This window comes from Nesterenkonia sp. PF2B19 (assembly GCF_001758425.2).
In the GTDB taxonomy this organism is placed as follows: Bacteria; Actinomycetota; Actinomycetes; order Actinomycetales; family Micrococcaceae; genus Nesterenkonia; species Nesterenkonia aethiopica.
The window spans coordinates 18,186-31,865 of sequence record NZ_MDSS02000001.1; the positions used below are offsets into that span (position 1 = coordinate 18,186).

At 69.2% G+C, this 13,680-nt stretch carries 14 protein-coding genes and 1 pseudogene; 9 read left to right on the top strand and 6 right to left on the bottom strand.

Annotated elements, in window-relative coordinates:
* Positions 1-42: 42 nt before the first annotated feature.
* From BCY76_RS00105 to BCY76_RS00115, 3 genes are all read right to left on the bottom strand, one after another.
* Positions 43-300, bottom strand: coding sequence for a DUF7218 family protein (locus BCY76_RS00105; RefSeq protein ID WP_070161581.1), 258 nt, complete (start codon positions 298-300; stop codon positions 43-45).
* Between the two features lies 1 nt (position 301).
* Positions 302-1,207 carry an SDR family oxidoreductase gene (locus BCY76_RS00110; protein WP_139827535.1) on the bottom strand — a complete coding sequence of 302 codons (906 nt, stop codon included), beginning with the start codon at positions 1,205-1,207 and terminating at the stop codon, positions 302-304.
* Between the two features lie 213 nt (positions 1,208-1,420).
* On the bottom strand, positions 1,421-1,849 hold the full coding sequence (locus BCY76_RS00115; RefSeq protein ID WP_083277684.1) for a DUF3054 domain-containing protein: 429 nt from the start codon (positions 1,847-1,849) through the stop codon (positions 1,421-1,423).
* Positions 1,850-1,945: 96 nt separating this feature from the next.
* On the opposite strand from BCY76_RS00115, the gene BCY76_RS00120 reads away from it, so the two are divergent.
* From BCY76_RS00120 to BCY76_RS00155, 9 genes and pseudogenes are all read left to right on the top strand, one after another.
* Entirely contained in the window at positions 1,946-2,641 is a 696-nt protein-coding gene (locus tag BCY76_RS00120) for a SatD family protein (RefSeq protein WP_070161577.1), read from the top strand.
* Positions 2,638-3,255 (top strand): hypothetical protein, encoded by a 618-nt coding sequence (locus BCY76_RS00125; protein WP_070161575.1) that lies wholly within the window; start codon positions 2,638-2,640, stop codon positions 3,253-3,255. Before BCY76_RS00120 ends, BCY76_RS00125 begins: the two co-directional genes overlap by 4 nt.
* 140 nt (positions 3,256-3,395) lie before the next feature.
* Positions 3,396-3,899 carry an SRPBCC domain-containing protein gene (locus BCY76_RS00130; protein WP_070161573.1) on the top strand — a complete coding sequence of 168 codons (504 nt, stop codon included), beginning with the start codon at positions 3,396-3,398 and terminating at the stop codon, positions 3,897-3,899.
* On the top strand, positions 3,896-4,264 hold the full coding sequence (locus tag BCY76_RS00135) for an ArsR/SmtB family transcription factor (protein WP_070161571.1): 369 nt from the start codon (positions 3,896-3,898) through the stop codon (positions 4,262-4,264). Before BCY76_RS00130 ends, BCY76_RS00135 begins: the two co-directional genes overlap by 4 nt.
* A gap of 364 nt (positions 4,265-4,628) precedes the next feature.
* Positions 4,629-4,805 (top strand): annotated as a pseudogene (locus BCY76_RS20570) (putative RNA methyltransferase); the annotation flags it as partial.
* Positions 4,806-4,850: 45 nt separating this feature from the next.
* Positions 4,851-5,513, top strand: a complete 663-nt coding sequence (locus tag BCY76_RS00140; RefSeq protein WP_070161569.1) for a methyltransferase domain-containing protein — start codon at positions 4,851-4,853, stop codon at positions 5,511-5,513.
* A 161-nt stretch (positions 5,514-5,674) separates the two neighbouring features.
* A complete protein-coding gene (locus BCY76_RS00145; protein ID WP_070161568.1) occupies positions 5,675-6,160 on the top strand; it encodes an NfeD family protein in 486 nt (161 codons plus the stop codon).
* A gap of 74 nt (positions 6,161-6,234) precedes the next feature.
* Positions 6,235-7,689, top strand: a complete 1,455-nt coding sequence (locus BCY76_RS00150; RefSeq protein WP_085437020.1) for an SPFH domain-containing protein — start codon at positions 6,235-6,237, stop codon at positions 7,687-7,689.
* Between the two features lie 126 nt (positions 7,690-7,815).
* Positions 7,816-8,160 (top strand): RNA polymerase-binding protein RbpA, encoded by a 345-nt coding sequence (locus BCY76_RS00155; protein ID WP_070161566.1) that lies wholly within the window; start codon positions 7,816-7,818, stop codon positions 8,158-8,160.
* Positions 8,161-8,305: 145 nt separating this feature from the next.
* On the opposite strand, the gene BCY76_RS00160 is transcribed toward BCY76_RS00155, so the two are convergent.
* The 3 genes from BCY76_RS00160 to BCY76_RS00170 form a co-directional block, all read right to left on the bottom strand.
* On the bottom strand, positions 8,306-9,040 hold the full coding sequence (locus tag BCY76_RS00160; protein WP_070161564.1) for a polyprenol monophosphomannose synthase: 735 nt from the start codon (positions 9,038-9,040) through the stop codon (positions 8,306-8,308).
* 135 nt (positions 9,041-9,175) lie between these two features.
* Positions 9,176-10,567: a hypothetical protein gene (locus tag BCY76_RS00165; RefSeq protein ID WP_139827536.1), complete on the bottom strand. Its 1,392-nt coding sequence runs from the start codon at positions 10,565-10,567 to the stop codon at positions 9,176-9,178.
* Positions 10,568-10,583: 16 nt separating this feature from the next.
* Positions 10,584-13,652: a DEAD/DEAH box helicase gene (locus BCY76_RS00170; RefSeq protein WP_083277464.1), complete on the bottom strand. Its 3,069-nt coding sequence runs from the start codon at positions 13,650-13,652 to the stop codon at positions 10,584-10,586.
* Positions 13,653-13,680 lie beyond the last annotated feature (28 nt).

Here is a 13,680-nt window from a genome sequence, read left to right on the forward strand (position 1 = left end):
CCGCCGGGAGGGTGAGCGGTCGCAGATCAGTGGTCGCGCAGGTCAGTGGTCGCGCAGGGCCGAGATCAGTTCGTCCTTGGTCATGTCGGAGTAGCCGGTGATGCCGAGCTCCTGGGCGCGGTCCCGCAGCTGATCGACGGTGCGGTCCTCATAGTTCGATGACTTCCCGCCCTTCTCACCGACTTCGCTGCGGCCCTCGTCCGCCGCCTGGTTGGCGATGCGTGCAGCCTTCTCCTTGGACTCGCCCTCATCGCGCAGCCGCTCGTAGAGCTCTTCGTCCTTGATGCTGTCGCGGGCCATCTCAGAACCCCTTTCCACCGGTCACCGGGATCACGGAGCCGGACACATAGGATGCTTCCTCACTGGCCAGGTACACATAGGCGCCGGCCAGCTCGGCCGGCTGTCCGGGCCGACCCAGGGGAGTGTCCTGTCCGAACTGTTCGACGGCGTCGTCGGGGAACCCGGTCGCCGGGATGAGCGGAGTCCAGATGGGCCCCGGCGCCACCGCGTTGACGCGGATGCCCTTCTCGCCGAGCTCCAGCGCCAGGGCTTCCGTGAAGGCGACCTGTGCCGCCTTCGTCATCGCATAGTCGAAGAGCGGGGGCTTCGGGCCGACCGCCTGGATCGAGGTGGTCGTGATGATCGAGGCCCCTGGCTTCAGATGCGGCACAGCTTCGCGGGTCATCACCACATGGGCGAGCAGGTTCGTGTCGAAGACGCGGCGCACCTCCTCAGTGGGCACGGTGTCGATGCCGTCACGTTGCCGCTGGTAGGCCGCGTTGAGGATGAGGACGTCGAGCCCGCCCAGGTCCTCCACGGCACGTACGACGACGTCGACCGCGTTCTGCTCATCAGTGATGTCGGCAGGGTAGGAGAAGGCATTCCGACCCGCGCTCTCGATGAGTCGGCGGGTCTGTGCGGCGTCCTCGGCCTCCTCGGGAAGGTGGACGAAGGCGACGTCGGCGCCCTCCCGGGCGTAGGCGATCGCCACCGCCCGGCCGATGCCGGAGTCTCCTCCGGTGATCAGGGCCTTCTTCCCGGTGAGCCGACCGTGGCCGACCCAGCTCTCCTCGCCGTGGTCCGGCGTGGGCGCCGTCGGGCCGGTCAGTCCCGGCTGGTCCTCCTGCTGCTGGGCGGGGAGCTCGTCCCCACGGTGCTTGGTGCGTGGGTCCTGCTGGGTGTCGTGATGGGGGTGATGCGATGTCACCGGAAGTCTCCCTTCTTTCAGCTCTCTGGCACGCGTCAGCGGGATCCTGCACTCACCAACCTACGCCGTCGGCCTCCGCAGTCAACGGGGTGGGGACGTATTGTGAGGGAACTCCCAGGAAATCAGCAGAAAGTTCTGGGGAGCGGGCCACCGAGACGCCAGCGGGACAGGTGCGGGGCACGGACAGGGTCCGTGACCAAGATGTCGAAGAGCTCAGGCCCGGCCGGGGCGCCGGATCAGGCTGGTCAGTGCGCGACGTCCCAGGAGGAAGACGGCCAGGGTCACGGTGGTGACCAGGACGAAGGACACCGGTGCACCGCCCAGCCCCAGCAGGACGCGCAGCAGCATGCCCAGGGCCACCGTCACTCCGAGCACCACGACGCCGTCGGGCCAGATCCGAGACGGCCGACGCCACGTCCGGACCAGGGTCGAGGCGAGCGCCCAGGCGAGGAGGAACGGGAAGGCGGTGGAGAGGATGTCGAGCAGGCCCAGGCCGCTCACATGTGTGCGGTTCCCCAGCGCCGCGAACAGCGTGATCAAGAGCGCGTCCGCTGCGAGGAGCCACGCGGCGTGCCGCGGAGCGGGCGCTGGTGCGGTTCGGACGGGGCCGGGGGTGATGTCAGAGTCGTCGGCGGTCTTCATCGCAGCCCAGCTTAGACCGTCCTTCCTGGAGGTTGTACCGCAATTTACAACCCCTCAAGGGTGTTCCTGTAGATACAATCTGCTAAGGTTGTGCACATGATCATCATGACGCTCGACCAGAAGGACTCGCGGCGGCAGCCCGATCTGGTGAACCGAGTCGTCGCGGAGCTGGATGCGATGGCCGGACCGCATCTGGTGCGCCGATTCCAGCGCACCGCCGGGGACGAGGTGCAGGGAGTGCTGGACGACGCGCAGACGGTGTTGGAGATCGCCCTCGCCGTGGCGCGCACCGAGCAGTGGAGCACCGGCATCGGCATCGGGGCGGTGCGCACCCCGTTGCCTGAGGAGACGCGCGCAGGGAGCGGCCCCGCGTTCGAAGCGGCTCGCGACGCCGTCACCCGGGCCAAGCGGGCATCCGGGGGAGTGGCGCTCACAGCCTCCGACGCCGAGGCGGCGGAGCAGGCCGAGGCGCTGGTGCAGCTGCTCTGCGAACTTGAGCGTCGGCGCACGGACTCGAGCCAGGAGGCTGGGAAGCTCGTGGACGAGGGGCTCTCGCAGTCGGCCGCCGCGGAGGAGCTGGGCACAAGTCAGCAGGCGGTCTCCAGGCGCCTGCAGAGAGGGCTCTGGACAGAGACTCGCCGGGTCCTGTCGGTGGCTGCTGGCATCATGAAGGACATGGATGCCACCGATGGAGTCGATGCCACCGATGCCACCGATGCCACCGATGCCACCGATGCCGCTGACATCCCGGAGGATCGCGTCGGTGATGGGCGGCCGGAAGGGGAGGCATGATCCTCGTCGTCGTGATCCTGCTGCTCCTGTCGGCGGCCCCCGCCGCCGGCTCACTCCTCCCGCGGGTCGCGCGCCCACCTGTGGGTCTGATGAACCTCGCCGCGGCGGCTCAGCTGGCCCTGCTCGGAGCCGCCGCCCTGTGCGCCCTGCAGGTCTCGGACCTCGGGGACCCGTGGTGGCGTGCCGGACTGGTCATCGCCGCAGCGACGGCGGCCTGCCTCGGTGGCTCCGGCATCTCCACCGCAGTGCTGGACACGGCGACCCGTCACGATGCACGCCGCCGCCCGGACGTAGGGGCGGAATCCTCAGGTGACGCCTCCTGGGGTGCCGTCGCGCCGCGCAGCAGGCCGCTTCAGGACCTTGCCGAGGATGACCGTCCTGTCCTGCGAGGAGGTGCATGGATCGGCTTGCTCGAGCGCCTCGCGGTGGTCTCCACTCTGCTCGCATCCTGGCCGGAGGGGTTGGCTGTGGTGCTCGCGGTCAAGGGACTCGCGCGCTACTCCGAGCTGAAGCGGCCCAATGGGGCGGCGGAGAGATTCATCATCGGTACGTTCTGCTCTGTGCTGTGGGCGGCGGCCTGTGCCGGCGTGGCCGCACTCGGCCTGACGGGGTGATGGGGGCCGCGTGCGCATCACATCCTCATTGTGCAACCACATGTTGCATATCTGGCCACCCGGAGGTATGGTGAGCGCTATGCAACTTTAGGTTGCACATCCGGGGTCCGGATGTCGTCACTCGTCACAGGGAGCAGGCCATGGAAGACCGTAGGCAGGGCATCACAGAGCTCGAGCTGGGCACCATCACCCGAACCATGGAGATCGCCGCGCCGCCGGAGATCGTCTACGAGGTCCTCAGCACCCCCGGCCACCTCGTGAAGTGGTGGCCGGATGGGGCGGACTTCACGCCCCAGGCGGGGGAGATCGGCACACTGACCTTCGGTGAGACCAGCGCATGCGGTCATGCAGAGACAGTGCCGATGGCCGTCGTGGAGGCGGATCCGCCGCAGCGCTTCGCGTTCCGCTGGGTCTATGACGCTGACGCATCCGCCGAACCTGGGAGCTCGCTGCTGGTGACCTTCGACATCCGGCCCGGCGAAGCTGAGCAGTCGAGTGTGGTCACCATGACCGAGGCCGGATTCCGGGAGCGCGGCTGGAGCGAGGCGTCCGTGCAGGCTGAGTACGAGGACCACGTGCACGGATGGACCACCTACCTGCCGCGCCTGACCAGCTATGCGGAGACGCTGGTGTCGGCGGCATGACGGCCACCTCTGAACGCAGCGGCGGCGAATCGTCCAGGATCGACGACACGCTGTGGGATGCCGTGGGGGATCCGACCCGCCGGGCTCTGATGGATGTGATGATCGCCGCGGGTCCGAGCAGCGCCACGAGGCTCAGCGAGCAGATGCCGGTGAGCCGACAGGCGGTGGCCAAGCATCTGGCCGTCCTGGAGAGGGCCGGGCTCGTGGAGGCTCGCCAGGAGGGTCGAGAACGACGCTTCACTGTGGATCCGGAGCAGCTGTCCCGCGCGACGGCGCAGCTGCAGGATGTCGGGCGGCGCTGGGATGCACGACTCGACCGGATCCGCCTGCTCGCCGAGGAGATCCACCGATCGCGGGCGAACTGAGCATCCTGGAGTGCTCGCCTGAAGTGCTCACCTGGAGTGATCACCGGCCCGCTCCGGTGATCGCGGGGAAGGCGGCGGGCGCCGGACGGGGCAGGGGCCTCCGGGCATGGTACGGCCTCCTGAGGATGCCGCCCTCATCGGTAGATTGACATAATGTAGATTATCGGCGATCGAGCGTGATGTGGTTGTGCGCGATTCGGGCTCCGTCACGCCCACAGTCGATCTCCCGCAGCTGGAGTCGATCTCCCGGAGTTGATCTCCCGTGACCTGGCCGTGGGTCTCAGGCGCGGTGCCGCAGGTCATGCCACCGGATACGCTCGGTGGCATGACCTGCTCGCCCCAGAGTTTCGACCAGATCGACCCGATGCGTGAAGACCGCTGGCCGCTGCGCTGCCCGTTGCACCTGTCAACTGCGCCGACCCCACTGACGGTGCTGACAGAGCTGAGAGAGGCGGACGAGTTGCATGCCAGGTCGCGCATCAGGGGGCTCACCTGCGCCGCAGGGCATCGCTTTGATGCGGCACGTCAGGGTTATGTCAATCTGCTGGTCGGCGCAGGATCTCGGGCCACACCCGACACGGCGGCGATGATCATGGCTCGCGAACGCATCCAGGATGCCGGGGTGTTCTCGGCGCTGACCTCGGCTCTCCGAGAGATCGCCGACATCAGGATGCCTCAATCGTCGAGGCCCGTGCTGCTGGACTGCGGGGCCGGGACCGGACATCACCTGCGGAGCCTGCTGGAGGGGCACCCTTCCGCCCGCGGCATCGCTCTGGACCTCTCCCCCGCCGGGCTGAAGCGTGCGGCGCGGCATCCCCGCACGCTCGCGCTGGCCTGGGACCTGTGGCGCGACCTGCCTCTGCAGAGCTCTTCGGTGGATCTGCTGCTGGACATCTTCGCTCCGCGGAACGTGGACGAGTATGCCCGCGTGCTGGCCCCCGGTGGGGCTGCCGTCGTCGTCACTCCGCGGCCGGGGCATCTGGCAGAGCTCGCTGACGGCGGACTGCTGGCCATGCGTCCCGACAAACATGCGGACCTCACGGCCCACATGGGGCGGCGCCTCGGAGATGCCGTGGAGCGCCGCAGGGTCCGCGCGCACGTGCCGGTGGCCGAGTCCACGGCGGTGGATCTGGTGATGATGGGCCCGGCCGGCCATCATCGTGAGGCCCCCGACGTGGCCGCCGCGGTGGCCGAGGCCGGTGTGCACGAGGTGACGGTGGACCTGGATGTGACCGTGTGGATCGCATGAGCCGGCGGGTTGTGCACAGTTCGGCTGTGATGGGGATGACGGGAGCACTGTCGTCAGGCAGAATGAGGAGCACAAGCGGCTCACCTGTGGGTTTTCTCTACGTACTGGATGCACGCACTGGATGAGTCGGCGACGAATCGGGGTCAGGAGGAGGCGATCGCATGATCGAATGGTTCGGCGAGAATCTGTGGGCGGCCTGGCTCTCCCTGACCTTCGTCCTCCTCGTGCTCGAGCTGCTGATGCTCGACCTGCTGTTTCTGATGCTGGCCGCGGGGGCGGCCGCCGCGACCACTGTCGCTCTGGCCGGAGGCCCTGGGTGGATGCAGGTGGTCATCGGGTCGGCGACGGCGCTGCTGATGCTCGGCGCAGTGCGCCCTGTCGCGCTTAAGCATCTGAAGAAGGGCTCCCAGGAGCAGCTCACCAATGTGGACCGGATGACAGGCATGGAGGCCCAGCCGCTGGAGACCGTCACCCGGGACGCCGGCCTGGCGGAGGTCGACGGCGACACCTGGACCGCGCGGGCGGCCGGCGACTTCCGCATCGAGCCCGGCATGGCCGCCGTCGTGGAGTCCGTGGACGGTGCCATCGTCTACCTGCGGCCCGCCGCAGGCATCGCCTGGGAGGACCCCGAACCCCGAGAAGCCTGACCGACGGCGCAGAGGCGACCGGTTCGGCAGGACCAGACCACCCCACCGAGAACCACACGAGGAACGGAAACCCCATGGATGTAGCACTTCTCTTCGTCCTTCTGGCGCTCATGGCGCTGGTCGTCATCATCCTGGTGCGCAGCGTGCGGATCATTCCGCAGGCCCGTGCCGGGATCGTGGAGCGCCTCGGCAAATACCAGCGCACGCAGGGGCCCGGACTGACCCTGCTGGTGCCATTCATCGACAGACTCGTCCCCCTGCTGGACATGCGTGAGCAGGTCGTCTCGTTCCCACCGCAGCCGGTGATCACCGAGGACAACCTGGTGGTCTCCATCGACACCGTGGTCTACTTCCAGATCACCGATCCGAAGGCCGCCACCTACGAGATCCAGAACTACATCCACGCCGTCCAGGAGCTCACCACCACGACGCTGCGCAACGTGGTCGGGGGCATGCACCTCGAAGCCGCGCTGACCTCCCGTGACACGATCAACGGTCAGCTCCGCGGTGAGCTGGACAAGGTCACAGGCCGCTGGGGCATCCGCGTGGCCCGAGTGGAGCTCAAGGCCATCGAGCCGCCCCTGTCCATCCAGGACTCCATGGAGAAGCAGATGCGTGCCGAGCGTGACCGGCGTGCCGCGATCCTCACGGCCGAGGGCACCAAGCAGTCGGCCGTGCTGACGGCCGAAGGTGAGCGTCAGGCGGCCATCCTTCAGGCCGAGGGTGAGGCGCAGGCCCGCATCCTGGCCGCCAACGCGGAGGCCCAGGCCATCGAGACCGTCTTCAACGCGGTCCACGACTCCGAGCCGGGCCCCGAGCTTCTCTCCTACCAGTACCTGCAGACCCTTCCGGAACTGGCCAAGGGAGACTCCAACACCATGTGGGTGATCCCCGGCGAGTTCGGAGACGCCCTCAAGGCGTTCTCCGGAACGTTCAGCGGCCAGGCCCAGTCCTCCGACGGGCGTTCTCCTGAGGAGCGCGAAGCTGAGCGTGCTGCCCGCGAGGAGCGACTGCGCGAGCGGCGCGAGCGCCGGGAGCGCGAGGCTCGTGAGCGCAAGGGCAAGCCGGCGATCTCCGATGCCATCGCGGACATGGCCTCCTCGGCCCGGTCCACCTCCGTCACCGACGAGCACCCCCACTATGAGGGCACCCAGGAGATCGAGGAGGAAGCACGGAAGGCACAGAGCGCCGGCTCAGGACGCCGCGCCTCGAGTGCGACGGAGGAGTCCAGCGCGGATGCGCTCAAGCGGGTGGCAGAGACGGCTCCCCCGGAGGCGGATCCGTCCATCGGCTCTGGCCGCGGCATCGGCGATGACTCCGGCCAGCGGTCGTTGCCGCAGAACCCGGAGCCCCCCGCCTACGACCCGTACCAGCAGCCCCAGCCGGGACAGCAGCCGCAGCCCGAGCCGGGCCACCCCCAGGGACAGCAGCCGCCACGGCCTCAGCAGGGGCAGCAGCAGTGGCCGCCGCAGCAGCCGGGTCAGCCGGGTCAGGGTCAGCCGGGAGGCCGGCCGCCGCGCCAGGGCTGAGCCGATCCTCGGCCCGGGGCCGACGGACGCCGGCGGGACTGAGCGGGTGCGTCGCGGAATAACCGCGCCGCACCCGCTGTTGGCCTGTGGGACAACGTGTGTCCCCGTCAGTGGAGGAGAATGCCGATGAGCGACCGCAGTCTGCGCGGAATGCGCCTGGGTGCGCAGTCGATGGAGACCGAGTCGGGTGTGGAGCCTGCTCCGCGTCAGGACGTCGAGTACGTGTGTGAGGACGGCGAGAAGATCACCGTCACCTTCGCCGCCGACGCGGAGGTCCCGGCCACCTGGACCTCGCCCACCGGCAAGGAGGGTGTCCTCGTGGACGGCACCAAGCCGGACGAGACCCCGGAGAAGCCCGTCCGTACGCACTGGGACATGCTTCTGGAGCGTCGTTCCGTGGAGGAGCTCGAGGACATCCTCACCGAGCGGCTCAGGAAGCTGCGCGAGCGCCGCGGCGAGAAGGTCTCCTGACCGGCTCACCCGCCTGAGCGGCTCGACTCACTGTGCAGCGACGTCAGAGGGCCCGTCACCTGGTGGTGACGGGCCCTCTGACGTCGGGACGGGGTTCTCTCACGGACCGGGTCCTCGCACAGATCCCGGCCCTCACGCGGGAGGTTCAGCCCAGGCCCAGACGACCGGCCAGCGTCTGGGCGCGCGCGGCCAGGCCCCAGCGTGTGACGTTGAGCATCGCTTCCACCACGATGTCGGAGCTCATCTTCGAGGCACCCAGCGTGCGTTCCACGAAGGTGATCGGGACTTCCACGATGGTCTTGCGCTGCCGCGCCACACGGAAGGTCATGTCCACCTGGAACCCGTATCCGACCGACTCGATGCTGCCGAGGTCGACGTCCTCCAGCGTGGAACGACGGAAGACGCGGTAGCCGGCCGTGATGTCTCGCACGTCCAGACCCAACATGGTGCGCGAGTACAGCGACCCGGCGCGCGAGATGAGCTCGCGGTGGAACGGCCAGTTGACCACGGCTCCTCCGGGCACCCAGCGCGAGCCGATCACGAGGTCGGCCTCGTCGATCTTCGCGATGAGGTCCGGCAGCTGCTCCGGCTGGTGGGAGCCGTCGGCGTCGAGCTCGATCAGCACGTCATAGCCCTGGTCGAGCCCCCAGCGGAACCCGGCGATGTAGGCGCCGCCCAGCCCGTTCTTCGCGCGCCGGTGCAGCACATGGATCTGGGGATCTTGGTGCCCCATCCGCTCGGCCAGCTGTCCGGTGCCGTCCGGGCTGTTGTCATCGACGACGAGCACGTCAGACTCAGGCACCGCGGCCCGCAGCCGCTGCACCGTGATCGGCAGAGCCTCGATCTCGTTGTAGGTCGGGATGATCGTCAGGATCTTCACGGGTGGCCTCGTGCCCCTTCTGTCTCGTGCGGTCTCATGCCGCGTCCCTGGCAGCCCTGGATTTCCGCTGGGACGGGCGTGGTGCTCGCCGGGGTTCGACGGCACTCGATGTATTGTGCACCCCTCAGGGCGGGATCAGGAATCCTGGGCCCCGGAGTGTCGGGCGTCCGCCGTACCGTGAACTTCGACACCGGAGACCACGGTCGCCCGGAGCCGGGGCAGCGCAGCAGGCTCCGCGGCCGTGCCGAGGAACGGCAGCAGGGGCGTGCGGGCACGCGCATCGGTGCTCCAGGCCGCGGTCCGTGCGTCGGGCGTCTGCACGGCCAACGACTCGACCTCCCAGACGGTGTAGGTGGCCACGGCGCCCGGCGCCAGCTGGGCCGCCAGCCCGGCCGTCCCGGGCCCGAGGCCGTCAGGCGCGGGCAGCGACCGATGGGCCGCGCGGGTCTGCGCATTGAAGGCGGCCCGCACCGACACCGCCGCCTCACTGCGGTGCACATGAGTCGCCACCATGGCCCATGGATCGACGTCGGCACCCGGTGCCACCGACGTCGGGATTCCGGCGCTCAGGGCCAGGCCGAGATGGCCGGGGGCTCGCATCAGCACATGGTGGGCCGTGCCCACCAGCGCCTCCCAATCGGCGCGCCGGGCGGAGTCGAAGTCGACCAGCACGGTCGGTCGGTCAGGGCGCGGCGTGGTCCTGCGCTCCTGGAGGCGTCGGCGGGTGTCGACGACGACGGCGGCCACGGCGTCCGGGGCATGGCCCGCGACGTCGAGCAGCATCTGACGGGATGCTTCAGCCAGGGGGGCAGAGACCTCCACCAGATGGTCGACGATGTGCTCGTGGGTCTCCGGGCTCACTGCAGATCCGGCCGGGAGGACGCCCCCGGAGATCTCGCCCAGGCTCAGTTCGATTCCCACGGGTGCCCCTGCGGCGTCGTCACAGTGCTCCACGAGCGCGATCAGTCGCTGGATCTTCTGTGCAGGGCCCGGGAGCCCTTCCTGACCGGCTCCGCCGTCGGAGGTGGGGACGTCGGCGGCCAGCCCCGTCAGCCGCACCACCGGAAACGCCACCACGGGATGCCAGTACGCGGCCTTGAGGACCTCCACCAGGCGAGTCCGAGTGCCGGGATCACCCTCCAGGGACGCGGTCGTGACGTCGAGGACCAGGCGCAGGGCGCCCTGACCATGGGCGGCGGCCTCGTCCAGGAGCGTCGCCACCGCTGATGCATTCAGGGCTCGCAGGTCGGAGTCGACGCGCCCGACGAAGGCGGGGGCGACCAGACCCCGGTCGAGCTCCTGGCGCTCGTGGTCCCCGCGGATGACGTGCTCGGCCGACTCCGGCGCTCCGATCCAGGAGATCAGGCCGTCCTGCACGAGCATCGCCTCCGCGTAGGGTTCAGCCGTGCTGTGGATCGTGCCGTCGACCAGCAGCCGAGGCACTCCTGCGGCCCGAGGGGCCTGGTCGTCGTGATGTTCGCGGGATCGGGCGTCGTCGGTCTGCCGCCCGGCTGGTGTGCTGCTCATCGCTGTGCTCTCATCCTCACTGCGCGTCATCGTCTGCAGGGTCCTGTCGGAGGAGATCGTGCTCCGTCACGTCATCCTCGGTGCTGTCCAGATCGTCCAGGTCGTCACTGTCGTCCAGGTCGTCACTGTCGTCGGTCTCGTCGATGCCGGGGAGCGTCGCCACCGCAGAGTAGGACACCACTCCCCTGGCGATCAGGTCCACCGCCTCCTGGCAGCGTGCGGCCAGCTTGGCGGAGGTGTGCGGCGCGCGACCGAGCTGATCGAGCGAGTCGATGCACTGTTTCGCCCACCGGACGAAGTCTCCGGCCGCCAGAGGGGAGTCCTCCAGAGCCTGACGCAGGTTCCTGCCGGAGGCCCAGGCGTACATGGGCGGCACCAGACCCAGCTCGGGCGCGGAGGTGGGCTCCAGGTGGTGCTGCTTCTCCAGAGCTTCGAGATCGGCGTGGACGTCGACGGCCGCTCGCACGGCGGAGGTCAGTCCCTTCGTGGGCATCTGCGGCATCGCGCCCTCATCCTCACGCTTCGCCTGGTAGATCAGCACAGTGGAGAAGGCGGCGAGCTCCGCGGCGCTCAGGCGCATCAGGACGCCCTGATGCTGCAGCATCTCGGTGAACAGGTCCCGTTCGCCGTAGATGCGCCGCAGCCGGTGGCCGCGCGGGGTCACCGTGAACTCCACCGCACCCGGAGCATCCGACTCGTCGTGACTGGACGGATCGGCGCTGGACAGTTCGGGGCCGGGCTCGGCGGCTGACTCGGGCAGGGCGGCCGTCTCCAGGTGGCCGAGCTCCACGAGCACTCCGCAGATCCTGTCGAAGGTCTTGGCGATGGAGCCGGTGCGGCGGCTGATCCGCTCCCGGATCTGGTCCGTCTCCCGGCGGAGCTTCCACCACCGCTCCGCCCACCTCGCGTGCTCCTCGCGGTCGCCGCAGCTGTGGCAGGGATGACGGCGCAGCCGTGTCTGCAGCGACTCGACCATCTCCTCATCGGGCTCGTGGACGAACCCGAAGCCCGGCGCGGGAGCGTCGGACCGCGGCGGCACCCGATCGTGCAGCGCGCTGCGCATGCTCGAGGCCAGATCCCGACGGACCTTCGGCACCTTGATCTGCGGCTTTCGGGGCAGGCGGATGCTCGCGAGGACCTCGGGAGGCTGGCTGAAGTCCTCCACGGTGATGCGCCGCAGCTGGCCGGCACCGGTGATGACGCCGGGACGGGGGTCGTGCTCCGGGGCGCTGTGGACCACCAGACACTCCCCCAGCCTGCGCCGCCCGGCCACCTCGATGACGTCACCGGGCTGCAGGGCGGCGAGCACGCGGATCAGCTCGCGACGTCGCTGCCTGCCGCGGGACTTGGCCTGCCCCTTCTGCAGGTCGGTCAGCCGTCGACGAAGCTCGGCGTACTCGCGGAAGTCGCCCAGATGGCACGACATGGCCTTCTCGTAGCCGGCCATCGACGATTCACGCTGGGCGACCTCTCGAGCCAGGCCGACCACCGACCGGTCGGCCTGGAACTGGGCGAAGGAGGACTCCAGGATGGTGCGGGCACGTTCCCGACCGAACTGGGCGGTCAGGTTGACCGCCATGTTGTAGCTGGGACGGAAGCTGGAGTTGAGCGGGTATGTCCGGCGGGAGGCCAGGCCGGCCACCTGGCGTGGGTCCATTCCCGGCTGCCAGACGACGACGGCGTGGCCCTCCACATCGATGCCGCGCCGTCCGGCTCGCCCGGTCAGCTGGGTGTACTCCCCCGGGGTGACGTCCACATGGGACTCCCCGTTGAACTTGTCGAGCTTCTCGAGCACGACGGTGCGTGCCGGCATGTTGATGCCCAGGGCCAGGGTCTCCGTGGCGAAGACCACTTTGAGCAGTCCAGCGGCGAAGAGCTCCTCCACGAGCTCCTTGAACGGCGGCAGCATGCCGGCGTGGTGGGCGGCGACGCCGTTGACCAGGGCCTCCCGGAAGCTGTCGTATCCCAGCACCGAGAGGTCCTCGGCAGGCAGCTCCCACCCCATCTGCTCCACCCGTGAGGCGATCTCGGCCGCCTCCTGCCGGGTGGTGAGCTGGATGCCCGCCTGCAGACACTGCTCGACGGCGGCTTCGCAGCCAGCCCGCGAGAAGATGAACGCGATGCAGGGCAGCAGACCGTCCCGGTCCAACGCGCGGATCATGCGAGGCCGGTTGAGTCGGGCCCGGCCCCGGGAGGAGCCGGAGATCCCGGAGGCCTCGGCGGTCATGTGCCGCGAGGAGCGCCGCTCCGAAGGACGGTGCCTGCGCTGGTCCTGTCGTCCCCGGCCCCGCGACCGGTGCCCGCCGGAGCGACGCGAGGGCGGAGCCTGCTGCCGCTGTGCCAGGCGCTGCAGCTCGGGATTGACCAGCAGCTGGCCACCTGAGGCGGCGTCGTGCTGGTCGTCGTCGGTGATGAACAGGTCGTGGAGCTCATGGTCCACCAGCATGTGCTGCCACAGCGGGACGGGCCGGTGCTCGGAGACCACCACGGCGGTCTCGCCCCGGACCGTGTCCAGCCAGGCCCCGAACTCCTCGGCGTTGGAGACCGTCGCGCTGAGGGCCACCACCTGCACGTGCTCGGGCAGGTGGATGATGACCTCCTCCCACACGGCACCGCGGAACCGGTCCGCCAAGTAGTGGACCTCGTCCATCACCACATGGGCCAGGTTCTGCAGGGCCTCCGAGTCGGCGTAGAGCATGTTGCGCAGCACCTCGGTGGTCATCACCACGATCTGCGCGTCGGAGTTGATGGAGGTGTCCCCTGTCAGGAGGCCGACCCGCTCGGTCCCGTGGTCCGCCACCAGGTCCTGGTACTTCTGGTTGGACAGCGCCTTGATGGGCGTGGTGTAGAACGTCTTGGTGCCCTGGGCCAGGCCCAGATGGACCGCGAACTCGCCGACGACGGTCTTGCCGGCCCCGGTGGGCGCGGCCACGAGGACCGCCTTGCCTGCTTCCAGGTGCCGACAGGCTTCGAGCTGGAACTCGTCGAGCTCGAAGCTCTGCGCCCGGCGGAAGGCGCCCAGCTCGGTCCTGGCTTCCGCTGATCGGCGTCGCGCCTCGGCGTACCGCTCGGCCGGTGAACTCATGGCCCCAGCCTATGGCATCGCCCCTGGT

Bases quoted from the DNA above. Each gene is read 5' to 3' on its own strand.
- BCY76_RS00105 (WP_070161581.1), bottom strand. From the start codon at position 300: ATGGCCCGCGACAGCATCAAGGACGAAGAGCTCTACGAGCGGCTGCGC.
- BCY76_RS00145 (WP_070161568.1), top strand. From the start codon at position 5,675: ATGATCGAATGGTTCGGCGAGAATCTGTGGGCGGCCTGGCTCTCCCTG.
- BCY76_RS00135 (WP_070161571.1), top strand. From the start codon at position 3,896: ATGACGGCCACCTCTGAACGCAGCGGCGGCGAATCGTCCAGGATCGAC.
- BCY76_RS00150 (WP_085437020.1), top strand. From the start codon at position 6,235: ATGGATGTAGCACTTCTCTTCGTCCTTCTGGCGCTCATGGCGCTGGTC.
- BCY76_RS00140 (WP_070161569.1), top strand. From the start codon at position 4,851: ATGATCATGGCTCGCGAACGCATCCAGGATGCCGGGGTGTTCTCGGCG.
- BCY76_RS00125 (WP_070161575.1), top strand. From the start codon at position 2,638: ATGATCCTCGTCGTCGTGATCCTGCTGCTCCTGTCGGCGGCCCCCGCC.
- BCY76_RS00165 (WP_139827536.1), bottom strand. From the start codon at position 10,567: ATGAGCAGCACACCAGCCGGGCGGCAGACCGACGACGCCCGATCCCGC.
- BCY76_RS00120 (WP_070161577.1), top strand. From the start codon at position 1,946: ATGATCATCATGACGCTCGACCAGAAGGACTCGCGGCGGCAGCCCGAT.
- BCY76_RS00130 (WP_070161573.1), top strand. From the start codon at position 3,396: ATGGAAGACCGTAGGCAGGGCATCACAGAGCTCGAGCTGGGCACCATC.
- BCY76_RS00170 (WP_083277464.1), bottom strand. From the start codon at position 13,652: ATGAGTTCACCGGCCGAGCGGTACGCCGAGGCGCGACGCCGATCAGCG.
- BCY76_RS00115 (WP_083277684.1), bottom strand. From the start codon at position 1,849: ATGAAGACCGCCGACGACTCTGACATCACCCCCGGCCCCGTCCGAACC.
- BCY76_RS00155 (WP_070161566.1), top strand. From the start codon at position 7,816: ATGAGCGACCGCAGTCTGCGCGGAATGCGCCTGGGTGCGCAGTCGATG.